The organism is Xylophilus sp. GW821-FHT01B05 (genome assembly GCA_038961845.1).
Lineage (GTDB): Bacteria > Pseudomonadota > Gammaproteobacteria > Burkholderiales > Burkholderiaceae_C > Xylophilus.
The window spans coordinates 858,649-883,057 of record CP152408.1; the positions used below are offsets into that span (position 1 = coordinate 858,649).

Below are 24,409 nucleotides of genomic sequence, written 5' to 3' on the forward strand. Positions count from 1 at the left end.
TTCATTCGCCCCACTGCCATGCCCCCGCCGCCACCCGCCGATCGCCCGCGCTTTGTCCGCGCCCCCCAGCCTGCCGCCCCGGCGCAGGCAGCGCCCGCCGGCGGCCCCGAGCGGCTCAACAAGCGCATGGCCGCGCTCGGCCTGTGCTCGCGCCGCGAGGCAGACGACTGGATTGCGCACGGCTGGGTCAAGGTCAACGGCCAGGTGGCCGAGATGGGCGTCAAGGTCACGCCGGCTGACCGCATCACGGTAGACCGCCAGGCCGAGCAGCACCAGGAGCAGCGCGTCACCATCCTGCTGCACAAGCCCATGGGCTATGTCAGCGGCCAGGCCGAGGACGGCCACGAGCCGGCGGTGGTGCTGATCAACCCGCGCAGCCACTGGCGCGAAGACCCCAGCCGCAACCGCTTCTCGCCGCCGCAGTTGCGCGGCCTGGCGCCGGCCGGGCGGCTGGACATCGATTCGGTCGGCCTGCTGGTGCTCACGCAAGACGGCCGCGTGGCGCGCCAACTGATCGGCGAAGACTCGGGCACCGAGAAGGAATACCTGGTGCGCGTGGCCTACCACGGGCTGGGCCAGCCGGCGCCCAACACCGGCCCGCTGGTGCGCATGGACGATGACGACCCGGTGCGCACCAATGTGCAGGCCGTGTTCCCGCCCGCCATGCTGGCGCGGCTGCGCCACGGCCTGAGCCTGGACGGCCAGCCGCTCAAGCCGGCCAAGGTCGACTGGCAGAACCCCGAGCAACTGCGCTTTGTGCTGACCGAAGGCAAGAAGCGCCAGATCCGCCGCATGTGCGAGCAGGTCGGCCTGAAGGTGGTGGGCCTGAAGCGCATCCGCATTGGCGGCGTGGTGCTGGGCAAGCTGCCGGTCGGGCAGTGGCGCTATCTGGGGCCGGGCGAGCGCTTCTGATCCGCATGGCCGCGCCATCGTCTTCCTCTTGGCGCGGCAGCCTGCTGCGCGGCCTGGCCTGTTTGGTGGTGTTGCTCACGGCGCTGTGGGGCGGCACGGCGCTGGCCTACCAGGGGCCTGATCTACCGGCTGGGCGCGTAGCGCTGATCGTGCTGTGGGGCGGCTTTGCCCTGGCCATGCTGGCCCTGTTGCTGCGCCGCCGCGCGGCCGCCGGGCTGGGGCTGTATGCGCTGGGCTTTGCGGCCTTGCTGGCCTGGTGGAGCGGGCTGGCGCCTTCCAACACGCGCGACTGGGCCGACGACGTGGCCCACATCGCCACCGCCACGGTGCGGGGCTCGGTCGTCAGCTTCGAGCATGTGCGCAACTTCGACTGGCGCAGCGACACCGACTACAGCGTGCGCTGGGAGGCGCGCCAGTACGACCTGGACCAGCTGCAGTCGGTGGACCTGGTGCTGTCCTACTGGGCCGGCCCGGCCATTGCCCACACCTTGGTGTCTTTTGGTTTCAGTGACGGCCGCTTTCTGGTGTTCTCGGTGGAGATCCGCAAGGAGCGGCACGAGAGTTTTTCCGAGGTGGGCGGCTTCTTCAAGGAGTTCGAGCTGGCGGTGATCGCTGCCGACGAGCGCGACATCCTGCGTGTGCGCACCAATGTGCGCGGCGAGGACGACTACCTCTACCGCATCGCGCTGCCGCCGGCGCAGCGGCGCGCGCTGTTCCTGGCCTATGTGGACGAGGCCAACCGCCTGGCGCAGGCGCCGCGCTTCTACCAAACGGTTACCGCCAACTGCACCACCATCGTCTACAAGCTTGTGCAGCAGATCGTGCCGCAGCTGCCGCTGGATTACCGGCTGGTGCTGTCGGGCTATCTGCCGGAGTATTTGCAAGAGGTCGGCGGTCTTGCCGGCCCACAGCCCCTGGAGGCGCTGCGGCAGGCGGGCCGCTTCACCGAGCGCGCCAAGGCCGCGGATGCCGACCCGGCGTTTTCGCAGGCCATACGGCGCGGCGTGCCGGGCATTGACGTCAAGGAATAGACAGCATGGATCTACGTTGGGGCCGGTACGGCAGTTGGCTTGCGGGGCTGATGGTGGCCCTGCTGCTGGGTGGCTGCGCCGGCGTCAAGGTGTCCTCCATCGAGATGAAGGACTACGTGGCCCTGCGCCGCGGCGACGTGCTCAGCACCGGGAAGATCAGCTATGCCGCGCAAGAGGCGCTGCAGGTCATTGGCCTGGACGGCAAGGCCTGTGCCGCCGATCTACCGGGCTGTCGGCAGGCGCTGGCGGCCTCCAGCGGGCTGGACGACGAGCGCCGCCTGTCTACGCTGTCGGAGCTGTGGCTGCAGACGGCGATCGCCCCGCCCGCAGAGCAGCAGGCCCCACCGCTGCGCATGGCCGCCTACCTGGAGGCGGCGCGCCATGCCTACGCCTACCTGTTCTTCACCACGCGGCGCCCGGGTGAGCGCGCCTTCGAAGAGCGCCAGACCCAGGTGCGGGACTACTACAACTTCGCGGTGCAGCAAATCAGCACGCTGCTGTTCAACATGTCCATGCACCCGGATGGCAGGCCGGAAGAGGTGGCGGGGTGGCGCATCAGCGTGCGGCTTGAAGACATGTACCTGCCCGGCACCCAGGACTTGCCGCGCGAGCTGATCCCGGCGTCCTCGCTCACCTTTGCCGGCATCCGCAACATGTACCGGCGCGACGGCTTTGGTACCGAGCTGGTGGCCGTGACCACCGTCGCCACGCGCGCGGAAGACGGCAAGGACCTGCCCTACCGCGAGAGCGAATTCCCGGCGATCTCGGCCATCGCACTCTTCGCCGGCAATAGCCTGCCCGAAGTGCTGGCCACGCACGATGTGGCCATGGTCGGCTACGACCCGTACCGGCGCGCAGCGGTGGATGTCGCCGGCACGCAGGTGCCGCTGGCCGCCAACTTCACCTCGGGCTATGGCCTATGGCTGGCGCGCTCGGGCTTTGCAACGCAGGCCGTGCGCAATTTTTTAGGTGGTGCCCGCGGCTTGCAGGCGCCGCATATCTACCTGATGCAGCCCTATGACCCCAAGCGCCGCATCGTGCTCATGCTGCACGGCCTGGCCAGCAGCCCCGAGGCCTGGATCAACGTCGCCAACGAGGTGATGGGCGACGAGGCGCTGCGCCAGAACTTCCAGATCTGGCAGGTCTACTACCCCACCAACGCACCGCTGGCCTACAACCGCGAGGAAATCCGCTCGGCGCTGCAGCAGACGCTGAAGCACTTCGATCCAGATGGCACAGCACCCGCGTCACGCCACATCGTGTTGGTGGGGCACAGCATGGGCGGCGTGCTGGCGCGGCTGCTGATGTCATCGTCTGGTGACGGGCTGTGGGACAGCTTCCTGAAAGACAACCCCATGGATAGCGAACAGCTGGAGCGCGCCCGAACCCGGGTCGGGCCCTATCTGCGCTTCGACCCGCTGCAGGATGTGGGTCGGGTCATTTTCATTGCCGCGCCGCACCGTGGCACGCCTCTGGCCGAGAACCGTGTGGCGCGCTGGGTCTCCAACCTGGTGACCTTGCCGCTGGGCATCGCCGAGCGGGTGGCCGATGTCTATGCCACCCGCCCCGGCCAGTCGCAAAGCAGCCAGCCCGCGCCCCTGCTGCGCATTCCCAACAGCATCGACAACCTGAGCGACAAGGATGACTTCGTGCGCCTGGCCGCCACGCTGCCGATGGCGCCCGTGCCCTTCCACTCCATCATCGGCAACGACGAACCCGGCGTGCCGCTGGCCGAATCCAGCGACGGCATCGTGCCCTACAGCAGCGCGCATCTGGACGGCGCGCAGTCTGAGCTGATCGTGTCCTCGTCGCACAGCGTGCAGGAGTCGCCCGCGGCGATCCTGGAGATACGGCGGATATTGCGGGAAGACCTGCAGGGCGCGCCGGTAGGACGCTAGGCCTTAGAACCATCCCTTTCAAGGTCTTTGAGATATCCCTGCGCTGCGTGCCTTGCAGGCGGCGGGTGCCGGGAGTTCGCCCCGGCGGGCGAGTAACTTTCTTTCGCGTCGCCGAAAGAAAGTCACCAAAGAAAGGGCGACCCCACGTGCTGCGTCCCCTTCGCTTCGCTGCGGGGCAACCTGCGGTACTCGCGCCAGGCGGGGTCTCGCCCAAACTCGCTTCGCTCAAACAAGGGCGATCCCTGATCCGCCTGCCGCTGCGCTCCTCGGCGCATCCCGAGGGGACCCCTGATCGCCAGTCGGGCCATCGCTGCGCTCGGCCCGCATGTACTACTCCCTCCCCCGCTGGGGGAGGGCTGGGGTGGGGGCCGGCTGTTCGGCTGTCCCACGTCGTTGATGGCGCCGAGCAGATTAGTCCACCACACCTACGCCCGCATTCTTCGGCACCACATCCGGTACCTCACCGGCCGGCATGGGCGTGACCAGGGCGTTGCCGCGATTGGCAAAGGCCGCAATCGCGCCCTGGTCCAGCGGGCGGTAATCGGTGCCGCTGTCTACCGCCTCGTTGGCCACGCAGTCGCGCCCCAGGTACTGGCGGCAGTAGGCGTATTCAGGTCGATACGGGCCGGGGAAGGGCGCATAGGCGAGCCCGGGTTGCTGGGCGTCGTCCAGCAGCGGGTGCGTCACCTGCTTGAAGTAATTGCCCTCCAGCAGCAGCTGGGACAAGCCGGTGCGCGACATGGCCGCGCCCTGGCCGCTCAGGTTCTCGAAGTAGTTGTTGACCATGTGCACCACGGGGTGCGCGTCGCGCATGCCGCCCGCATGCGGGCCGCGGCCGGAGGTGTGGTGGATGTAGTTGCGCGCCAGCGTGATGCTGTCGTTGGCCCCCAGAAACAGCCACAGCCAGTAATGGTGGCCGTCGCAGAAGGACGCGGTGGGCGTGTTGCCGTCGAACTCGTTGTTGGAGATGGTCACGCGCGAGGCCGCGCCAAAGCCGGTCACGATCATTTGCCGGCCAATGCGGGCAAAGCGGTTGTGGTCTATCCAGACGCCATCGGCGTTGTCGATGGTCAGTGCATCGCCGCCCCAGATCACGTTGGCGTTGATGTCCGAGAGCGTGACGTTCTGCACGATGACATTGCGCACGCCGCCCTTGATCGACAGCCCCGTGCCCTTGATGCCCGCGTCGCGGCCCCGGCCCTGCAAGGTCTTGTTGGCGCCCACCAGCAGCGGGCTGCGGCCGGCGTTGTCGTAGGTCACCTGCGCCGGCGTGCGGCCGCTGCAGAAATTGGAGCCATTGAGCGCCAGCTCGCTCTGCACGCCCGCCGGGCATTGCCGCATCACGCAGCCGGTTTCGGTGGTGGTGGGGCTGCCGTGGATCAGCCTGGAGCCGGTGTAGTCGAACGTGCGGTCAATCTCGATCACGCGCGGCGTGTCGTCCACGCAGTTGCCCTTGGCGTCGGTGGCATTGCACAGCGCCTTGCTCAGCTCATTCAGATCACGTGGCCGCACCACGGCCGCATTGCCGCCACCGGTGACACCGGTGGCAAAGCCATCTGGCGCGCCTTTGCCGTAGGCCGGCAGCACGGCGCAGGCAGCGCCTGCCAGGCTGAGGGCGGTGATCAGGTGGGTGAGGCGCTTCATGGAACGGGGCTGTTGGGAATGAGGCCGAAATATAGGGGCGCTCAGCGTGTGTTGGCGGGGGCGTGAACACATTTGCGAGCTTCTTACATGCAACTCAGTACCCCGCCACAGTCGGCCCATTCACCGCCTGCTCTACCTCCTGCAACAGCAGCGCACCTTGCCGCTTCTGGAAGCCCGTGCGCACACCAGCCAGCGCCGCTTTCCACTGTGCCCGCTGCTCAGGCGTCAGCTCCAGGATTTGCGTCTGTCCGGTGGCGCGGATCTGCTCCAGCGCAGCATCGTTTTCGGACTTGGCAATGTCCTGCTCGTAGTGGGTGGCTTCGCGCATGCAGTCCTCCAGCAGCGTGCGCACATGGCCCGGCAGGCTGGCCCAGAAGGTCTTGTTGACCATGACCACATAGCCCAGGTAGCCGTGGTTGGACAGTGTCAGGTAGCGCTGCACCTGGTAGATCTTCTGTGTGTAGAAATTGGAGGCCGGGTTCTCCGTGCCGTCGGCCACGCCGCTGGCCAGCGCCGGGTACATGTCGGAGACCGCCGTGGCGTCGGGTATGGCGCCCAGCGCGCGCATCTGTGCGTCCAGCACGGCCGAGGCCTGGATGCGCATGTGCAGCCCGCGAAAGTCGTCCGGTGCTAGCAGCGGGCGGTTGGCGCTCATCAGCTTGAAGCCGTTGTCCCAGAAGGCCAGGCCCAGCATGCCGGCATTGCCCAGGCGCTCCAGCATCTGCCGGCCGACCGGGCCGTTGGTGACCTTGCGCAGCGCCGCGTAGCTGTCAAAGAGAAAGGGCAGGTCGAACAGCTCGAACTCCTGTATGCCCAGTGGCGCGAGCTTGGCGAGCGAGGGCGCGACCATCTGCACCGATCCCAGTTGCAGCGCCTCCAGCTCTTCCTGGTCGCGGTACAGCTCGCTGTTGGGATAGACCAGCACCTGCACGCGCCCGCCGCTGCGCTGCTCGACGATGCGCTTGAAGTAGTCCGCCGCCTTGCCCTTGGGCGTGTCACGCGCCACCACGTGGCTGAACTTGATGGTGACCGGCTGGTCCGCGCCCGGCATGCGCCAGCGCAGCGCTACGGCGCCGATGGCGGCGGTTATGGCTGCCGCAGAGGACAGCACCCATCTTCTATTCATGGCTTTCTTGGGATCTGGAACCGTGGGTAGGCTGGCGCAGGCTCCGCAGGCGAGCAATACGTAGTTCTCACATTTCCGCGCCGTGGATTACCCTGGACGTGGAACACCCCCAGGCTTCGCACTTCGTGTCTTCGCCAACCCCCTCGAGGGGACACATCCAGCGGCCCGGCGAAGCCGGTTCCGCGGATGTCTGCGCATGGCCTGCTCCGCGGCCTTTGGTCACGTTGTTTCTCATGCGCTGTGAGCGGTGCTCAGCGAAAATGTGGCAAATGCCGAAGCTGATCGATTTCACATCGTCCCACCGCTGGCGGCTTTTCCTGCCGCTGTTGGCAATCACCACCATCGTGGCGATTGCCGCCACGCTGCTCGTCGTGTCGCAGATGTTCGAGCGCGAGCGCCAGGAGCGGCGCCTGATCTCCGACAGCCTATGGGCCGAGCAGGCCATGGGCTTCGAGGTGCAGCGCGTGGTCGAGGCGCTGCAGCAGATGGGCCGCGACGCAACGGAGTCGCCCGCCGGCACCGAGGACTTTCGGCGGCGCAGCCTGGCTGCGATGCAGCGCAGCCCCGAAGCGCTGGCCATCGAGTGGTGGCACACCGGCCCCGATGCGCGCCGCGTCTACCCGCCGCCGACCGACCAGACCGTGACCGACACCGCACCGCTGGCCGCGCAGCTGCGCCAGGCCGTGACGCGGGCCGAGCGGCTGAAGCAGGGCACCGCGCTCTACACCAATGGCGCCGATGCGGGCAGCGACACGCAGGTGGTGCTGGCCGTGCCCGGCCCGGTGCGCGCGGATGGCGGCACCGTGGTGCTGGCCGTGGTGTCGCTGGAGAGGCTGCTGGTGCACACCATCCCCTGGTGGTTTGCGCACGAGACCCAGATCACGCTGGACGACGTCAACGGCCGCCAGCTTGCGGTGCGCGATGTGAACGTCAAAGGGCACGGCGTCTACCGGCACAAGATCGCGCTGCAGGTGCTCGACCAGACGCTCTACCTGAGCACCGACAGCTCGCTTGATACACCGCTGCTGGTGCCCAACCTGCTGACCTTGTCAGTGGTCTGTTTGTCGCTGCTGCTGGCCTGGACCGTCTATGCGCTGTGGCGCGACCTGGCCATGCGCACCAAGGCCGAGTTCGCGCTGCGCGAGCAGCAGGCGTTTCAGCAGGCGATGGAAAATTCGCTGGTCACCGGCCTGCGCGCGCGCGACATGCAGGGCCGCGTCACCTACGCCAACCCGGCCTTTTGCGAGATGGTGGGCTACAGCCGCGAAGAGCTGATCGGCATGGCGCCGCCCATGCCCTACTGGGCGCCCGAGATCGCCGGCAAGGCCAGCGACCGCAATGCCCAGCGGCTGGCGGGCACGCTGCCGGTGCAGCCGTTTGAATCAGTCTTCATCCGGCGCGACGGCCAGCGCCTGGACGTGTTCATGCACGAGGCCCCGCTGCTGGACGGCGCCGGCCGCCAGACCGGCTGGATGGCCTCGATCCTGGACATCAGCCAGCAGAAGAAGGACGCTGAATTCCTGCGCCAGCAAAACGAGCGCATGCAGCGCATGTCACGCGTGATGACCATGGGCGAGATGGCCTCGGCCCTGGCGCACGAGCTGAACCAGCCGCTGGCAGCGGTCACCAGCTACATCAGCGCCGGCCTGAACGTGATCGAGGCCGGCCGTGCTGAGCCGCGGATTGAGGAGGCCGCCGGCATGTTCACCAAGGCCAAGACGCATACCGAGCGCGCCGGCATGATCATCCGAAGGGTGCGGCAGTTTGTGCAGAAGTCAGGCTCGGTGCTGCTGCCGACCGATCTGCATGAGGCCATTGCCGAAGTGCTGCCCCTGGTCGGGCTGCAGGCCGCCGGCACCCGCGAGCGCGTGGTGGTCGACCTGGAGCGCCCGGCGCCGACCGTGATGGTCGACCGCATCCTGCTGCAGCAGATACTGCTCAACCTCAGCAAGAACGCGTTCGAGGCCATGGCCGAGCAGCAGTCCGCAAACCCCACCATCGTCATATCCGCGCGCCGCGACCTGCCCGGCGACCGCGCCGTGACGGTGTCCGTCAGGGACCACGGCCCGGGGCTGGGCGCGCAGAGCGAGCAGGTCATGGGCAGCACCTTCTCCACCACCAAGCCCGAAGGCATGGGCATGGGCCTGGCCGTGTGCCGCACGGCGCTGGAGCTGATGGGCTCGCATCTGGTCTACCGCGAGGCGGCGGGTGGTGGCGCGGAGTTCATGTTTGCCCTGCAACTGGCGCAGACCCAGACCCAATAGGAGACGACGATGCAGCCCCGAATCTGCCTGGTGGATGACGACGAGTGGATTTGTGATTCGCTCACGGCGCTGTTTGGCTCGCGCAACCTGCGCTTGTCCACCTACCGCGATCCGGCGCTGTTTCTGGAATCCTGGCAGGGCTCCAACCTGCGCGAGCTGCCGGCGGCGCTGATCATCGACATCCGCATGCCGGGCATGTCGGGCATTGAGCTGTTTGCGCAGATGCGGCAGTACGGCCTGCCCGCGCACAACCCCGTCATCTTCCTGACCGGGCATGGCGATATCCCGATGGCGGTAGAGACGGTCAAGGCCGGTGCCTACGACTTTCTGGAAAAGCCCTTCTCCGACAACTCGCTGGTCGACCGCGTGCTGCAGGCGCTGGAATACGCCAAGACCATGTACCGTGAAGAAGCGCCGCCGGCCGGCGCCGAGCTGGAGGCGCTCACCCTGCGCGAGCGCGAGATTGCCGAGCGCGTGGTCGTCGGCAAGACCAACGCGCAGATCGCGGCCGAGCTGTTTATCAGCGTGCGCACGGTCGAGGTGCACCGCGCCAACCTGTTTCGCAAGCTGAACATCCGCACAGCGGTAGAGCTGGTGCCTTTGGTGCCGCGCCAGGCGTAGCGACTCCGTATAAACCCCTGGGCGGGTTTGTGGCCGCTACGTATGGGCCTGGTAAGAGGCGCGCAGGAGACTGCGGGCCGTGCGCAGCGGCACTGCGCTACGGAGCCTCTTCCCATGAAAAAACCAATCTACAAAATCCTCTACGTGCAGGTGCTGGTGGCGATTGCCATCGGCATCACGCTGGGCCACTTCTATCCTGACCTGGCGGTCAAGATGAAGCCCCTGGGCGATGGCTTCATTGCGCTGATCCGCATGGTCATCGGGCCGGTGATCTTCTGCACCGTGGTGTCTGGCATTGCCGGCATGCGCGACATGAAGAAGGTCGGCCGCGTGGGCGGCAAGGCGCTGCTGTACTTCGAGGCCATGTCCACCGTGGCCTTGCTGGTCGGCTTTGCGGCGGCGCACCTGCTGCGGCCGGGCGCGGGCTTTAACGTGGACCCCGCCACGCTGGACGTAAAGGCGGTGGCCAGCTATGCCACGCAGGCGCAGTCGCAGAACACGGTGGACTTCTTGCTGCACATCATCCCAGGCACGGTGGTCGATGCCTTCGCCAAGGGCGACATCCTGCAGATCCTGCTGGTGGCGCTGCTGTTTGGCAGCGGCCTGTCTTTTGTGGGTGAGAAGGCGCAAGGACTGTTCGACGTGATCGACCAGGTGTCCAAGGTGTTCTTTCGCATCGTCCACATCATCACCAAGGTCGCGCCGCTGGGTGCCTTTGGTGCCATGGCCTTCACCATCGGGCGCTACGGGCTGGGCTCGCTGCTGCCGCTGCTCAAATTGATCGGCACCTTCTACATCACGGCCATCTTCTTCGTGCTGGTGGTGCTGGGCGCGGTGGCGCGGGCCACGGGCTTCTCCATCCTGCGCTTTATTGCCTACATCAAGGAAGAGCTGCTGATCGTGCTGGGCACCAGTTCGTCAGAGGCCGCGCTGCCACAGCTGATCGAGAAGATGGAGGGCCTGGGCTGCTCCAAGTCGGTGGTGGGGCTGGTGGTGCCCACGGGCTATTCGTTCAACCTGGACGGCACCAACATCTACATGACCCTGGCCGTGATCTTCATCGCGCAGGCGCTCAACATCGACCTCACGCTGACGCAGCAGGTGACCATCCTGGCCGTGGCCATGCTCACCTCCAAGGGCGCCAGCGGCGTGACCGGCTCCGGCTTCATCACCTTGGCCGCCACGCTGGCCGTGGTGCCTACGCTGCCGGTCGCCGGGCTGGTGCTGATCCTGGGCATTGACCGCTTCATGAGCGAGTGCCGCGCGCTCACCAACATCATCGGCAACGGCGTGGCCTGCGTGGTCGTGTCGGCCTGGGAGCGCGAGCTGGACCGCAAGAAGCTCAATCGCGTGATCCGCGAGGCCGAGCCTGAACTGGCCTGATCTGCGGATTTTTTCGAGGAAATTGGCCTCTAGCCCAGGCTGTACCTGGGCTATAAGCTATCAAAAAAATAGCGGACGACTTTTCAGTCGCCCGCTTGCATTGGCAGATGGTTGTTAGTGCTAGCCGCTGCAACCCTTGTTGCGTGCGCCGTGGAAGCCCTTGGCCTTGGCGTCGGCCTCGCTCAGGTACTCGCCGGCCTTGGTCTTGCCGTAGTAGCGGTCGCCCTCGCAGTGGTAGACCTTGGTCGAGGAATTGACCCAGACCTTGCCGGCGCCGCCGCCCGGGGCTGCGGTGATGGTGGCGGGATTGGGCGCTGCCGGCGTCTTGCTGGCCGCGCCGGTAGGTGGCGCCACACCGGTCTTGTTCACCGAGGACGACTGGGTTTCCACCGCCGCCGTGGTGCCCGCGGCACCGGCCGCTGCCGCTGCAGCCGGCTTGGCGCCGCTGGCGGCGGTGCCGCCGTACCAGGTCTGAATGCCCTTGTGGCCACGGCAGGCGCCGGCCTTTTTGTCGGGGGAAGCGTAGCTGCCGTCCTTGCACTGGACTGTGGTGCCGGCCGGCGCATCGGCCGTCAGGGCTTGCGCCTGGACGGCGAATGCACCCAGCAGGCTGGCCGCAGCCAGCAGTACCTTGAGGGAGGAATTCATGGAAACGCTCCTGAAACGGTGTGGTGAGGTCGGGATCGTAGTAAGCCCCGCGCGCCGGGGCAAGTCAGCCAAAGGCGCAAGTTATTGCCAGCCGGGATGGGCGGCGCGGCGGTCTGGCGCGTTCGGGCTCCAGGGAAAGCACTAGGATGCGGGACCTTGAAGGCATGGCTGGCAACCCCAGATGGCCTGCCATGCGTCCCGGGAGCCCCGCGCGCCCATCTTTTCGTTTTTCTTTTTTCTATCGATTCCATGGCAACGACCAAGACCACGCTTTCCTTCCAGGCCGAAGTCGCGCAACTGCTGCACCTCGTCACCCACTCGCTCTACTCCAACAAGGAGATCTTCCTGCGCGAGCTGGTGTCCAACGCATCGGACGCCTGTGACAAGCTGCGCTTTGAGGCGCTTGACACCCCCGCGCTGTACGAAGACCAGCCCACGCTGGAAGTCCGCGTGTCCTTCGACAAGGACGCCAAGACCCTGACCATCGCCGACAACGGCATTGGCATGAGCCGGCAAGAAGCCATCGACCACCTGGGCACCATCGCCAAGAGCGGCACCAAGGACTTCATGGGCAAGCTCTCGGGCGACCAGAAGGCCGATGCACAGCTGATCGGCCAGTTTGGCGTGGGCTTCTACTCGGGCTTTATCGTGGCCGACAAGATCACGGTGGAATCGCGCCGGGCCGGCGTGCCGGCGTCCGAGGGCGTGCGCTGGATCAGCGGCGGCGCCGGTGATTTCGAGGTGGAAGACATCGCCCGCACCCAGCGCGGCACCGCCGTCACCCTGCACCTGCGCGAAGACGCAGCCGACTACCTGAACAGCTGGAAGCTCAAGCAGATCATCGGCAAATACTCCGACCACATCAGCCTGCCCATCCTCATGGAAAAGGAAGAGTGGAAGGAAGGCGAGAACGAGCAGCCCGGCGACATGGCCAAGACCGGCGAATGGGAGCCGGTGAACCAGGCCAGCGCGCTCTGGGCCCGCCCCAAGAAGGACATCACCGAAGAGCAGTACACCGAGTTCTACAAGCAGATCAGCCACGACCAGGACGCGCCGCTGGCCTGGAGCCACAACCGCGTGGAAGGCAGCACCGAGTACACGCAACTGCTCTACATCCCCGGCGCCGCGCCGCATGACCTGTGGAACCGCGACAAGACCGCCGGCGTCAAGCTCTACGTCAAGCGCGTCTTCATCATGGACGACGCCGAGGCCCTGCTGCCCAACTACCTGCGCTTCGTCAAGGGCGTGATCGATTCGGCCGACCTGCCGCTCAACGTCAGCCGTGAGCTGCTGCAAGAAAGCCGCGACGTGCGCGCCATCCGCGACGGCAGCACCAAGCGCGTGCTGTCCATGCTGGAAGACCTGGCCAAGAAGGACGCCGCACCGGCCGAAGCCGCTGCCGAAGGTGTGACCGATGTGGTCGACAAGGCCGACGCCGCCGCGCCCGCCGACAGCGGCAAGTACGCCAAGTTCTATGCCGAGTTCGGCTCGGTGTTGAAAGAAGGCCTGGGCGAAGACTTTGCCAACCGCGAGCGCCTGGCCAAGCTGCTGCGCTTTGCGTCCAGCACGACTGACAGCGTGAGCGTCTCCTTTGCCGACTACAAGGCGCGCATGAAGGACGGCCAGGACGCCATCTACTACATCACCGCCGACACCCTGGCCGCCGCCAAGAACAGCCCGCATCTTGAAGTCTTCAAGAAGAAGGGCATCGAGGTGCTGCTCATGACCGACCGCGTCGACGAGTGGGCGCTCAACTACCTGAACGACTTCGACGGCACACCGCTGCAGTCCGTCGCCAAGGGCGCGGTAGACCTCGGCAAGCTGCAGGACGAGTCCGAGAAGAAAGCCGCCGAAGAAGCCGCCGAAAGCTTCAAGCCGTTGCTGGCCAAGCTCAAGGAAGCCCTGAAGGACAAGGCCGACGACGTGCGCGCCACCACCCGCCTGGTCGACTCCCCGGCCTGCCTGGTGGTGCAAGAGCACGGCATGAGCACCCAGCTCGCCCGCATGCTCAAACAAGCCGGCCAGAAGGCGCCCGAGAGCAAGCCCGTGCTGGAAGTCAACCCCGAGCACCCGCTGGTGAAAAAGCTCGAAGGCAGCGTGCACTTCCACGACCTCGCCAACATCCTGTTCGACCAGGCCCTGCTGGCCGAAGGCGGCCTGCCGGACGACCCGGCGGCGTATGTGAAGCGGGTGAATGCGCTATTGGTGTGATTGGGGTCGAAAAGTGGCTTTAGCCCAAGTACTTCCTGGGCTTTTAGCTACTGAATAAGTAGCAAGCAAGAGCCCCGGCAGCGCATGCGCTGCCGGGGCTTTTCCATAGGGCCTGAGCTGTCTCCAAGTAGCATTCATCGCCATGCACACCTCGACCGAACAACTCCAGCAATGGCTGCTTGAGCCCGAAGGCTTGCGACTTGAGTTCAAAGAGGCCAAGCAGCGCTACGACTTCGAGAAGCTGCTGAAGTACTGCGTGGCCCTGGCCAATGAGGGCGGCGGCAAGGTCGTGCTGGGTGTGACCGACAAGCGCCCGCGCCGCATCGTGGGATCGCAGGCATTCGAAGACCCAGGCCGCACGGAGGCTGGCCTGCACCAGCGGCTGGGCCATCGCATTCCGGTGGAGGAGTTGCGCTTGCCGCAGGGGCGTGTACTGGTGGTGCACGTGCCAGCGCGCTTGCCGGGCACCGCCTGGGAGATCGATGGCTGTTACTTCAAGCGAGCGGGGGATGACCTGGCGCCGCTGGGCCATCAGGAGTTGCAGGCGATGTTTGCGGAAGCGGGGCCTGACTTTTCGGCGCAGCCCTGTGCCGGCGCTTCCATCGCAGACCTGGCGCCGGCAGCCATCGCGCTGTTTCGCGAGCGCTGGGCACAGAAGTCGGCGGACCCGCGCAAGGCAAAGTGGACGGATGCCGAAACCCTGGGTAACGCGGAATTGCTGGTCGATGGGCAACTCACCTATGCGGCGCTGATCCTGTTTGCTACCCGCGCCGCGCTGGGGCGCTGGCTGGCGCAGGCCGAACTCATCTTTGAATACCGGTCTTCCGAGGCTTCCGGCCCTGCGGCTGATCGGGCGGAATACCGCGAAGGCTTTCTGCTCTGGCAGGACGCCTTGTGGGCGCAAATCAACCTGCGCAATGACAAGCAGAGTTTTCAGGATGACTTCTTTCGCATCGACATCGCCACTTTCGACGAGGTGCCTGTACGCGAGGCGGTGCTCAACGCGATTGCGCATCGGGACTACCGGCTGGGTGGCTCGGTGTTCGTGCGGCAATACGCCAAGCGGCTGGAGGTGGTCAGCCCCGGTGGCCTGCCGCCGGGCATCACGCCCGAGAACATCGTGGACCAACAGAACCCGCGCAACCGCCGCCTTGCCGAAGCGTTGGCCAAATGCGGGCTGATCGAGCGTTCTGGCCAGGGCCTGAACCTGATGGTGGAGACCGCCATTCGCCAGGGCAAGCCCTTGCCCAGCTTTGCTGGCACTGCCGCCCATGAGGTCCGCCTGACGCTGGAGGGCGGCGTGCGCAACCCAGGCTTTGTGCGCTTCATGGAGCGCCTGGGTGATGAGGCCTTGCGCTCTTTCACCACGCGCGACTACCTGGCGCTGGAATGCCTGCAGCACGAGCGCGAGCTGCCGCCGCCGCTGAAAGACCGCCTTCCGGGACTGATGGCGGTGGGAGCCGTGGAGTCATTGGGTCGTGGCAAGGGCGTGCGCTACATGCTGTCGGAAGCGCTCTACGCGGCGCTTGGAGCCAAGGGCACACACACCCGCCAGCGGGGGCTTGATCGGGAAACCAACAAGGCTTTGCTGGTAACGCATTTGTCCAGGCAAAAAGAGCGGGGCGCTCCGTTGGCGGAGTTGCGGCAGGTGCTGCCGGCCTTGCCGGAAAGCGCGGTGCAGGATTTGCTGAGCGAGTTGCGTGCAGAGGGCAAACTCGTGTTGCAAGGAACTCGCCGCTGGGCAAGATGGCATGTCAGCGGGCACCGGGCTGCTAAAGCCCTGGACTGAAAACGCAGCTTTAGACAGCGCTTTGGAAATTTAAAAAATCAATAAAAACAATGGCTTATAAAGGTTCTAACTTCGCCTTTCCGTCGCTGGGCTGGCTTTAGAACGTGTTTGCAATCTGTATGGGGACCCCATAGAGATCGTAAACACGTTCTTAGACCGCTTCGATACGCCATAGCCGCGAACAAAAGGCGGCCAGTTTCTTTTTCAACCTGACGGTTCTCAACGGTATCCCCATGTCCCACACACTGCTCCTCTTCGCTCTGGTCGCCTTCATCGGCATTGCCACGCCCGGCCCTACGGTGCTGCTGGCGCTCTCCAATGGCTCGCGCCTGGGCGTGCGGGCTTCGCTGCCGGGAGTGGCGGGGGCCGTGCTGTCGGACTTTGTGCTGATTGCCGCAGTCGCCATGGGCCTGGGGGCCTTGCTGGCGGCGTCGGAGTTCTGGTTCTCCGTGGTCAAGTGGGTGGGCGTGGCCTACCTGGCCTATCTGGGCCTGCGCATGCTGCGCTCCAAGGGCACGCTGGCGTTGCCAGATGCGGCGGCACCGGCTGGCCGCGCCTCTGCGCGCGCGGTGTTCCAGCGCAGCTTTTTGGTGGCCGTGACCAATCCCAAGGGCTATTTGTTCTTCTCGGCCTTTTTGCCGCAGTTCATCGTGCCGGGGCAGCCGCAGTTGGCGCAGTACGTGGCGTTGGCCCTGGTCTTTGCCAGCATCGATGCCATGGTCATGCTGGGCTACGCCGCTGCCGGCGCGCAGGCCATCCGCCTGCTGCGCGCGCATGGCGTGTTGTGGCTGGACCGGGTATGCGGCGGCGCCTTGCTGGCGCTGGCCGGCTCATTGGCTTTCTATCGTCGTCAAGCCTGATACCTTTCCCCACCATGACCGTCATCCGCCATTTCCAAGAACAAGACTGGGCCAGCGTCTGGCCCCTGCTGCAATCGACCTTTGCCAGCGGTGACACCTACGCCTACGCACCCGACGCCACCGAGGCCGCCATCCGCACCGCCTGGATCGAACTGCCCCTGGCCACCTACGTGGCCTGCGCAGACGACGGCACGCTGCTGGGCACCTACACCCTCAAGCCCAACCAGCCCGGCCTGGGCGGGCATGTCAGCAACTGCGGCTACGTGGTGGCGCCTGCGGCGCGGGGGCAGGGGTTGGCCTCGGCCATGTGCGAGCACTCGCAGGCCGAGGCGCGGCGCCTGGGCTTTCGGGCCATGCAGTTCAACCTGGTGGTGTCCACCAACGAGGGCGCGGTGCGGCTCTGGCAGAAGCTGGGTTTTCGCATCGTCGGCACGCTGCCGGGGGCGTTCCAGCACCAGCGGCATGGCGATGTTGATGCTTACGTCATGTTCAAGTCGCTGGTAGCCTGAACCCATCACCCAAGGAGCACCCCATGTCCGTTGAACTCTGGCTTGCCTTTGTCGCCGCATCCGCGGTGCTGCTGATCATTCCCGGCCCGACCATCCTGACCGTCATCAGCTATTCGATGGCGCATGGCCGGCGCGCCAATGTGCCGCTGGTGGCGGCGGTGGCCTTGGGTGATTCGACCGCACTGGTGGTGTCGCTGCTGGGCCTGGGCGCGTTGCTGGCCACTTCGGCCTTCTGGTTCACGGCGGTGAAGTGGGCGGGCGGCCTGTACCTGCTGTACCTGGGCGCGAAGATGCTGCGCGCGGGCGTGTCCGCGGCCGAGCTGGCTGCACCGGCGGTGCCGGGCTCGCGCTGGCGGCTGTTTGCCAACACCTATCTGGTGACCGCGCTCAACCCCAAGGGCATCGTGTTCTTCGTGGCCTTTTTGCCGCAGTTCATCCAGCCTGGTGCAGCCGTCACGCCGCAGCTCTGGGTGCTGGCCGCCACCTTCGTCACCATGGCCACGCTCAACGCCACGCTGTATGCGGTGTTTGCCGGCTCGGCGCGCCGGCTGCTGGCCTCGCCGCGTGCGCAGCGCGGCTTCAACCTGGGCGGCGGCTCGCTGCTGTCGGTGGCGGGTATCTGGGCGCTGCTGGCTCGGCGCGCGGTGTAGATCAGCCTTCCATGGAAACGCGCCACATGCGCTACCTGGTCGCGGTGGCCGACAGCGGCAGCCTGACGCAGGCGGCCGAGCGCCTGGGCGTGGCGCAGCCGGCGCTCACGCAAAGCCTGAACCGGCTGGAGGCCGAGCTGGGCGTGCGCCTGTTCGAGCGCTCACGGCGCGGGGCGGCGCTGACCGACGCGGGCCGCGCCGTGATCGACGACGTGCGGGCCAGCCTGGCGTTGGCCGAGTCCGCCACCCTGCGCGCGCAGGCGATCGCGGGCGGCAAGGCCGGGCGCTTGCACATCGGCTTTGTCACGCATGCGGTCTATGACGTGCTGCCCGAGGCGCTGCGGCTGCTGCGCAGCGAGTTCCCCGGCGTCGAGGTGGTGCTGAGCGAGATGAGCAACGCCGACCAGCTAGAAGCCCTGGCCAAGGGCACGCTCGACCTGGCGATGCTGCACACGCCGGTGCCGCTGGCCGGCCGTGCGCGCGAAAAGCTGGTGCGGCGCGAGCGGCTGATGGCGGTGCTGCCGGCGGGTTATCCGCTGGGGCCCGATGGCCGCGCCGGGCTGGCCGACCTGGCGGCGCTGGGCCTGATCTGGTTTCCCGAGCGCCAGTTGCCGGCGCTGCGCGCAGGCATCGTCGGCGCCATCCGCCGTGCCGGCCACACGCCGCGCATCGTGCAAGAGGCGAATCGCTCGCTCACCGTGCTGTCCTGCGTGGCCGCAGGGCTGGGCGCCTCGCTGCTGCCGCAGTCGGCGGCGGTGCTGCAGCGCCAGGGCGTGCAGTTTGCCGAGCTGCGCGACGGCGAAGGCCTGCCGCATTTCGAGCTGAGCGTGCTGTGGCTGGCCGGCTCGCGCCCCACGCTGGCAGGGCAGCTTGCGGCGCGGTTGTAGGCCGCCTGTGCCGATCGGGGGCGAACCTCGCGCCACCCGGACAGAAGGCCGCGGAGCAGGCCATGCCAGGACATCCGCGGAACCGGCTTTGCCGGGCCGCTGGATGTGCCCCCTGCAAGGGGGTTGGCGAAGACACGAAGTGCGTAGCCTGGGGGTCAATCCAGTTGGATATTGGCCTGCTGCGCCAGCTTGCTCCACTTGGCGATCTCGGCCCGGCGGAACTTGTCCATCTCTGCCGGCGTGGAGCCGATCACCTCGGCGCCCAGCGCGATCAGGCGGGCGTTGACTTCGCGGTCGGCCAGCACGGCGGCGATGTCTTTCGATATCTGGGCCACGATGGCCGGCGGCGTGGCGGCAGGCGCCAGCACGGCATTCCACTCGTACATCTCGTAGCCCGGCACGCCGGCCTCGGCCACGGTGGGCACGTCGGGCAGCACCGGCGAGCGGCGCTGGCTGGACACCGCCACCGCGACCAGCTTGCCACCCTTCACGTAGGGCAGGGCCGAGGCCATGCTGGCAAAGAACAGCGGCACCTGCCCGGCCATCACATCCACCATGGCCGGGCCGCCACCCTTGTAAGACACGTGGGTCATCTGCGTGCCGGTCATCACGGCGAACAGTTCGCCCGCCAGATGCTGCGCAGAGCCATTGCCGGCCGATGCGTAGTTGAGGCGCCCCGGCGCGGCCTTGGCGAGCGCAATGATGTCCTTGACCGTCTTGGCCTCGAACTGCGGGTTCACCACGATCAGGTTGGGCACCTTCACCAGCAGCGACACCGGCGCCAGATCGCGCAGCGTGTCGAAGGGCATGTGCTTCTTCAGCGCCGGGTTCTGTGCGTGGTTGGAGGCATCGAACAGCAGCGTGTAGCCGTCGGCCGGGGCCGCCAGCACCGCATTGGCACCGATCAGGCCACCGGCGCCGGCGCGGTTGTCCACGATCACCGGCTGGCCCCAGCGCTGCGACAGCTTGGGCGCCAGGATGCGCGCCACCGCATCGACCGTGCCGCCAGGCGGGTAGGTCACCACCAGGCGCACGGCCTTGGTCGGGAAGGTCGCGGGCGCCTGGGCTGCAACGGGCAGGGCGGTGCCGCCCAGGGCAAATGCCAGCGCGGCGGTGGCCGCCAGCGCGTGGATGGATCGTTGGAATGGCATGTCTGTCTCCTTGGAAAATAAAGGCGGCGGTACGGCCGCGCTAGCGAAAGCGGAACAGCGCGGCCGGTGTGTCCACCAAGATGGCCTGGCGCTGCGCCGCGTTGGGCACCCAGTCGTCCAGCAGCGCGCGGCTGTGGGCGAAATCGGTCAGGTCCTGGTGCTGGGTGTGCGGCCAGTCGCTGCCCCACAGCAGCCGCTCGGGGCCGAAGGCACGCAGCAGCGCGGCGGCAGTGGCGCGCACCTGGGGGGCGTCCTGCAAGGCGAGCGCGGCGCTGCGCTCTGCCAGCGGCAGGCGGCCGCTGCGGGTGTGGCGGTAGGCGGCAGACAGCTTGACCCACACGCGCCCGCTGCCGGCCGCGCGCAACAGGGCGGCAAAGGCCGGGTCGTCCGCGCCGCGCAACGGGTCGGGCCGGCCAAAGTGGTCGACCACCAGCGCGCAGCCGCTGGGCAGCAAGGCATCCAGAATGGCGGGCAGGTCTTGCGCGTCGCGGTGCAGCTCCACATGCCAGCCGAGCGCGCGGACCCGGGCGAACAACGTCTGCCAGTGGGCCGCGGCAAAGTCCGGCAGCGCCAGCCCGACCAGGTTCAGCCGGATGCCGACCACGCCCTGGGCATGAAGCGCCGCAAGCAGGTCTTCGCCGGCCTCGGGCGCCACCATGGCCACGCCACGCAGGCGCTGCGGGTGCTGGCGGATGGCGTCAAGAAAGTAATGGTTGTCGGTGCCCAGAAAGCTGGGCTGCACCAGCACGCCGTGCGAGATGCCGTGGCGGTCAAGATGGGCCAGGTAGTCGGCCAGCAGCGCGTCGTAGTCGGGTGCGTGGCGGCGCTGCGCGGCCAGCGGCAGGCCGCGTATGAACACGTGTGCGTGGCTGTCGATGGCCGTGATGTGGGCCTGGGGCATGGCGCGTGCGCTAGGCATGGGCGTGCGCGTGCGCGTGCAAAGGTCTTGTGGGGGCTTGTGCCATGTCGTCTCCGGTGTCGTGGATGCGGCGCTCGGGGCCCGCATGGCGCGGAGTCTAGGAAGATGACGCTGCGGCCGTCAGTGCGACGCCGGCCTGTTGGCATAAGCCTGCGTTATGACCGTGTGTGCGTGGCGGTGGACTACGATCTGCGCCCCGTCACCGAAACCCCGCCATGGCCTCTTCACCGCTTCTTCTGCAGCTGTTCGTCATCCTGGTGACGGCCCGTGCCTGCGGGCTGCTGCTGCGCTACGTGGGGCAGCCGGCAGTCATCGGCGAGATGGCAGCCGGGCTGGTGCTGGGGCCGATCGTGTTCGGGGCGCTGTTCCCTGCGCTGCATGCGCAGCTTTTTGCGCCGGGCTCGCTGGGCGGTTTGTCATCCCTGTCGACGCTGGGGCTGGTGCTGTTTGCCTTCATCGTCGGGGTGGAGATGCGGGCGCCGGACGGCGTGCGGGCACAGGTCCGGGCGGCCGGGATGGTGGGGTTGTTGAGCGTGCTGGTGCCGGTGGTGCTGGGCCTGGCGGCGTCGCCGCTGCTCTACCCCACGCTGGCGCCGCGCGGCGTGGGCTTCTGGCCGTTTGCGCTGTTCATGGCGGCGGCGATGTCGATCACGGCTTTTCCCGTGATGGCGCGCATCCTGAAAGACCGCCAGATGACGCACACCCGGCTTGGCCAGTTGGCGCTGAGCTCGGCCGCCATCGCCGATGTGTTTGCCTGGGTGTTGCTGGCGCTGGTGGTGGCCCTGACCGGCTCGGGCGATGGCTATCGCGGTTTTCTGCTGACGGCCGGCGGATCGCTGGGCTTGGCGGCCCTGGTCTTTCTGGTGCTCAAGCCCCTCTACGCCGGCCTGCTGCGGCGCCATGCGCCAGAGGGAAAACCTTCACCGATGGTGCTGGCGGCCCTGATGGCGGGCTTGCTGGCCTGCGCCGCCGCGACCGAATGGCTGCACCTGCATGCGGTGTTTGGCGCCTTCCTGTTCGGCGCCTGCCTGCCGCGCGACGAGCGCTTGCTGCGGGCATTGACCGAGCGGCTGGAGCCGGTGGCCCTGGTAGTGCTGATGCCGATCTTCTTTGCCCTGGCGGGGCTGGGCACCACGCGTGACGCCTTTGTCGGCGCGGGCATTGGGGCCATGGCGCTGATCCTGGCGGTGGCGGTGATTGGCAAGCTGGTTGGCGGCGCAGTGGGCGCCCGCCTGGCGGGCTTTGGCTGGCGCGACAGCCTGGCGACCGGCACGCTGATGAATGCGCGCGGCCTGATGGAGCTGATCGTGATGAAGGTCGGGCTGGACGCGGGGCTGATCGGCCCAGAACTTTTCACCATGCTGCTGGTGATGGCGCTGGCCACCACTGTGATGACCGCGCCGCTGATCACACTGCTCACCGGCCGGGCGCCGCGCGCGGCGGCGGCCCCGCAAGCGGCGCGCTAGCCCGTTAGCCAGCCAGCGGCGGAATGCGCAGCTTCTGGCCCGGGTAGATCTTGTTCGGGTCGCTCAGCATGGGCTTGTTGGCCTCGAAGATCTTGGGGTACTTGTTGGCGTCGCCGTAGTACTGCTTGGCAATGGCCGAGAGCGTGTCGCCGCGCACCACGTCGTGGTACTGCGAGGCATCGGCGGCGGCGGCCACGACCAGTTGGTTGTCGACCTGGGTCACGCTGCTGACGTTGCCGGCGGCCAGGCTGGCCTTTTCGCTGGCGGCCTGGGTGGGCGCGCCGCCCGTGATCGTCACCTTGCCGGAGCCGCCGTCGTAGGCGACGGCCAGGTTGGTGAGGCCAAGGTTCTGCGTCTCGATATAGGTGCGAATGGCGGCGCCGGCCTTGGCGTTGAGATCCTCGGACGAGGCCGCCGGTGTGGCGGCGGCGGCGCTGCTGCCGCCGAAGAGTTTTTCGCCCGCGTCCTTGATGAAGCTGATGAGACCCATGCTGACATCCTCCAGGTGTTGTGGAAAAGCCGAATGTAGGCGACGCAAGGGCAAGAAATGTCAGCGGTTGTTTATTGCCCGGCCAGGGCGGGGCCAAGGCAGCGTGATGGCGGCGCGCGCAGCCTTCGGTTACCACGGCTTTGCGTGGCTTTCACACGCCGCGCGCAGGGCGCCCCCTACAGTGCCAGAGGCCTCTGGCCAAGGCTTTTTTGGCCTGCCTGCGCACCATTCCATCCATGTCTTTTCTGCTGACCACCCTTGCCCTGCTGGCCCTTGTGGCGGGCGCCGGAACGGTGTCGCGCTTTCTGCCGCGCGTGCCTTTGCCGCTGCTGCAGATGGCGCTGGGCGCGGCCTGCGGCTGGCCGGCCGCGGGCCTGCATGTGGCGCTGGACCCGCAGCTGTTCATGCTGTTGTTCATCCCGCCCATGCTGTTTGCCGATGGCTGGCAGATCCCAAAGCGCGAGCTGGGCGCGCAGTTTGCGCTGGTGCTGTTGTTGTCGGTGGGCCTGGTGCTGGGCACGGTGCTGGTGGTGGGTTATGCGATTGCCTGGATGGTCCCGAGCATGCCGCTGTCGGTGGCATTTTTGTTGGCGGCGGTGCTGTCGCCCACCGACGCGGTGGCGGTGTCGGCCCTGGTGCAGCGCCAGCGCATGCCGGCACGGCTGCAGCACATCCTGGAGGGCGAATCGCTGATGAACGACGCATCGGCGCTGGTGGCGGTGAAGTTCGCCATCCTGGCCGCGCTCACCCAGCGCTTTTCCCTGGCCCACGCCACGCTGGACTTTGTCTGGATGGCCGCCGGCGGCGTGGCGGTGGGCGTGCTGTGCAGCCTGGCGTTGGACCGGCTGCAGCTGTGGATGCTGCATGGGCGCGAGAGCCGCGTCGAGATGCCGGGCGTGCTGCTGTTTCTGCTGATGCCCTTCCCGCCCTATTTGCTGGCCGAGCACTACGGCCTGTCGGGTGTGCTGGCGGCCGTGGCTGCGGGCATCACCGCCAGCCTGCTGGCGGTGCGGCGCAGCCGCTTCAATGCCAGCCATGTGCAGTCGCAGGCCACCTGGGGCGTGCTGCGCTACACCTTCGACGGGCTGGTGTTCCTGCTGCTGGGCCTGCAGTTGCCGCGCATCGTGCAGGCGCTGCCGCAGCAGCTCAACCTGCTCGATTCACCCTTCAGCCCGTACGCGCTGCAGTTGTGGGGCACGGGCCTGGCGATTGCGGCGCTGCTGCTGGTGCTGCGCTTTGCCGGCTTCTTCGTGGGTGGCCAGCTCAAGCGCCGCGTGCCCTGGCTGCGCCGGCGGACCTCGCCCGAGCCCTTGACGCTGGCCCTGGCCGGCGCCGGCGCGGTCGGCGGCATTCGCGGCGCCATCACCCTGGCGGCGGTGCTGAGCGTGCCGCTGACGTTGCCGGGCGGCACGGCCTTCCCGTTGCGCGGCCTGCTGGTGTTTCTGGCGGCGCTGGTGATTGTGCTGAGCATGGTGGTGGCGGCGCTGGCCTTGCCGCCGCTGCTGCGCCGCGTGGCGGCGTCGGCGCAGCGCGAGGCCGGCCACGGCGCCGGCCGCGAACGGCTATGGGCGCGCCGCCGGGCCTCGCGCGCGGCCCTGCGCAGCATCGCCGCCGCCGCATTGCGGGCCGAAACCGTGGGCCGTCTGGCACCGCGCGGCACGCACGCGGCGCAAGAGCCGGCCGACGCGGCATCGCACGCCGCGGTGTGCGCCCGCATAGACCACAGCTACCGGCACCGCCTGCAGCGTGACGGTTCGAATGTGCAGGCGCGTTCGGCCTCGCACCAGACGCTGGAGCTGGAGCGCCTGCTGCGGCTGCAGGCCTTGCAGGCCGAGCGCGACGAGCTGCTGCGCCTGCGCCTGCGGCACCGCATCAACGACGACACGCTGCGCTCGCTGGCGCATGAGCTGGATCTGGTCGAGGCGGTGCTGCGGCACGAGATGCAGTAGC

Annotated in this window: 20 protein-coding genes; 14 read left to right on the forward strand and 6 right to left on the reverse strand. The window is 67.3% G+C overall.

Going from position 1 to position 24,409, the window contains the following annotated elements; genetic code table 11:
• Positions 1 to 18: 18 nt before the first annotated feature.
• From AAFF27_04130 to AAFF27_04140, 3 genes are read left to right on the forward strand one after another with little or no spacing between them, the layout of a single operon-like run.
• Positions 19 to 912: a pseudouridine synthase gene (locus tag AAFF27_04130; GenBank protein ID XAH24388.1), complete on the forward strand. Its 894-nt coding sequence runs from the start codon at positions 19 to 21 to the stop codon at positions 910 to 912.
• Between the two features lie 5 nt (positions 913 to 917).
• Complete coding sequence (locus AAFF27_04135; protein ID XAH24389.1) at positions 918 to 1,943, forward strand: DUF4105 domain-containing protein; 1,026 nt, start codon at positions 918 to 920, stop codon at positions 1,941 to 1,943.
• Positions 1,944 to 1,948: 5 nt separating this feature from the next.
• Positions 1,949 to 3,841: an alpha/beta fold hydrolase gene (locus tag AAFF27_04140; protein XAH24390.1), complete on the forward strand. Its 1,893-nt coding sequence runs from the start codon at positions 1,949 to 1,951 to the stop codon at positions 3,839 to 3,841.
• Positions 3,842 to 4,252: 411 nt separating this feature from the next.
• On the opposite strand, the gene AAFF27_04145 is transcribed toward AAFF27_04140, so the two are convergent.
• Together AAFF27_04145 and AAFF27_04150 are read right to left on the reverse strand one after the other, a co-directional pair.
• Positions 4,253 to 5,485 carry a right-handed parallel beta-helix repeat-containing protein gene (locus AAFF27_04145; GenBank protein XAH24391.1) on the reverse strand — a complete coding sequence of 411 codons (1,233 nt, stop codon included), beginning with the start codon at positions 5,483 to 5,485 and terminating at the stop codon, positions 4,253 to 4,255.
• Between the two features lie 94 nt (positions 5,486 to 5,579).
• A complete protein-coding gene (locus tag AAFF27_04150) occupies positions 5,580 to 6,611 on the reverse strand; it encodes a TRAP transporter substrate-binding protein (protein ID XAH24392.1) in 1,032 nt (343 codons plus the stop codon).
• A gap of 269 nt (positions 6,612 to 6,880) precedes the next feature.
• Here AAFF27_04150 and AAFF27_04155 point away from each other — a divergent pair, with 269 nt between their 5' ends.
• From AAFF27_04155 to AAFF27_04165, 3 genes are all read left to right on the forward strand, one after another.
• Positions 6,881 to 8,875 carry a PAS domain S-box protein gene (locus AAFF27_04155; protein XAH24393.1) on the forward strand — a complete coding sequence of 665 codons (1,995 nt, stop codon included), beginning with the start codon at positions 6,881 to 6,883 and terminating at the stop codon, positions 8,873 to 8,875.
• 9 nt (positions 8,876 to 8,884) lie between these two features.
• Positions 8,885 to 9,496, forward strand: a complete 612-nt coding sequence (locus AAFF27_04160) for a response regulator (protein ID XAH24394.1) — start codon at positions 8,885 to 8,887, stop codon at positions 9,494 to 9,496.
• A 114-nt stretch (positions 9,497 to 9,610) separates the two neighbouring features.
• Positions 9,611 to 10,879, forward strand: coding sequence for a dicarboxylate/amino acid:cation symporter (locus tag AAFF27_04165; protein XAH24395.1), 1,269 nt, complete (start codon positions 9,611 to 9,613; stop codon positions 10,877 to 10,879).
• A 120-nt stretch (positions 10,880 to 10,999) separates the two neighbouring features.
• Here AAFF27_04165 and AAFF27_04170 read toward each other — a convergent pair whose 3' ends face one another.
• Positions 11,000 to 11,527: a DUF3761 domain-containing protein gene (locus AAFF27_04170; protein ID XAH24396.1), complete on the reverse strand. Its 528-nt coding sequence runs from the start codon at positions 11,525 to 11,527 to the stop codon at positions 11,000 to 11,002.
• Positions 11,528 to 11,776: 249 nt separating this feature from the next.
• Here AAFF27_04170 and htpG point away from each other — a divergent pair, with 249 nt between their 5' ends.
• The 6 genes from htpG (at position 11,777) to AAFF27_04200 (ending at position 18,433) form a co-directional block, all read left to right on the forward strand.
• On the forward strand, positions 11,777 to 13,738 hold the full coding sequence (htpG, locus tag AAFF27_04175; protein XAH24397.1) for a molecular chaperone HtpG: 1,962 nt from the start codon (positions 11,777 to 11,779) through the stop codon (positions 13,736 to 13,738).
• Between the two features lie 142 nt (positions 13,739 to 13,880).
• A complete protein-coding gene (locus AAFF27_04180) occupies positions 13,881 to 15,527 on the forward strand; it encodes an ATP-binding protein (GenBank protein ID XAH24398.1) in 1,647 nt (548 codons plus the stop codon).
• 233 nt (positions 15,528 to 15,760) lie between these two features.
• The gene (locus AAFF27_04185; GenBank protein XAH24399.1) at positions 15,761 to 16,387 is read left to right on the forward strand and encodes a LysE family translocator; all 627 of its coding nucleotides are present in this window, start codon (positions 15,761 to 15,763) and stop codon (positions 16,385 to 16,387) included.
• Between the two features lie 14 nt (positions 16,388 to 16,401).
• Positions 16,402 to 16,896, forward strand: coding sequence for a GNAT family N-acetyltransferase (locus AAFF27_04190; GenBank protein XAH24400.1), 495 nt, complete (start codon positions 16,402 to 16,404; stop codon positions 16,894 to 16,896).
• Positions 16,897 to 16,919: 23 nt separating this feature from the next.
• Positions 16,920 to 17,546: a LysE family translocator gene (locus AAFF27_04195; GenBank protein XAH24401.1), complete on the forward strand. Its 627-nt coding sequence runs from the start codon at positions 16,920 to 16,922 to the stop codon at positions 17,544 to 17,546.
• A gap of 11 nt (positions 17,547 to 17,557) precedes the next feature.
• Positions 17,558 to 18,433, forward strand: a complete 876-nt coding sequence (locus AAFF27_04200; GenBank protein ID XAH24402.1) for a LysR family transcriptional regulator — start codon at positions 17,558 to 17,560, stop codon at positions 18,431 to 18,433.
• A gap of 155 nt (positions 18,434 to 18,588) precedes the next feature.
• Here AAFF27_04200 and AAFF27_04205 read toward each other — a convergent pair whose 3' ends face one another.
• Together AAFF27_04205 and AAFF27_04210 are read right to left on the reverse strand one after the other, a co-directional pair.
• Entirely contained in the window at positions 18,589 to 19,584 is a 996-nt protein-coding gene (locus AAFF27_04205) for a tripartite tricarboxylate transporter substrate binding protein (protein ID XAH24403.1), read from the reverse strand.
• A gap of 40 nt (positions 19,585 to 19,624) precedes the next feature.
• A complete protein-coding gene (locus tag AAFF27_04210) occupies positions 19,625 to 20,503 on the reverse strand; it encodes an amidohydrolase family protein (GenBank protein ID XAH24404.1) in 879 nt (292 codons plus the stop codon).
• Positions 20,504 to 20,718: 215 nt separating this feature from the next.
• Here AAFF27_04210 and AAFF27_04215 point away from each other — a divergent pair, with 215 nt between their 5' ends.
• Positions 20,719 to 21,969: a cation:proton antiporter gene (locus AAFF27_04215; protein XAH24405.1), complete on the forward strand. Its 1,251-nt coding sequence runs from the start codon at positions 20,719 to 20,721 to the stop codon at positions 21,967 to 21,969.
• Between the two features lie 4 nt (positions 21,970 to 21,973).
• Here AAFF27_04215 and lysM read toward each other — a convergent pair whose 3' ends face one another.
• Entirely contained in the window at positions 21,974 to 22,459 is a 486-nt protein-coding gene (lysM, locus tag AAFF27_04220) for a peptidoglycan-binding protein LysM (protein ID XAH24406.1), read from the reverse strand.
• Positions 22,460 to 22,695: 236 nt separating this feature from the next.
• On the opposite strand from lysM, the gene AAFF27_04225 reads away from it, so the two are divergent.
• Complete coding sequence (locus AAFF27_04225; protein XAH24407.1) at positions 22,696 to 24,408, forward strand: Na+/H+ antiporter; 1,713 nt, start codon at positions 22,696 to 22,698, stop codon at positions 24,406 to 24,408.
• The last annotated feature ends 1 nt before the right edge of the window (position 24,409 follow it).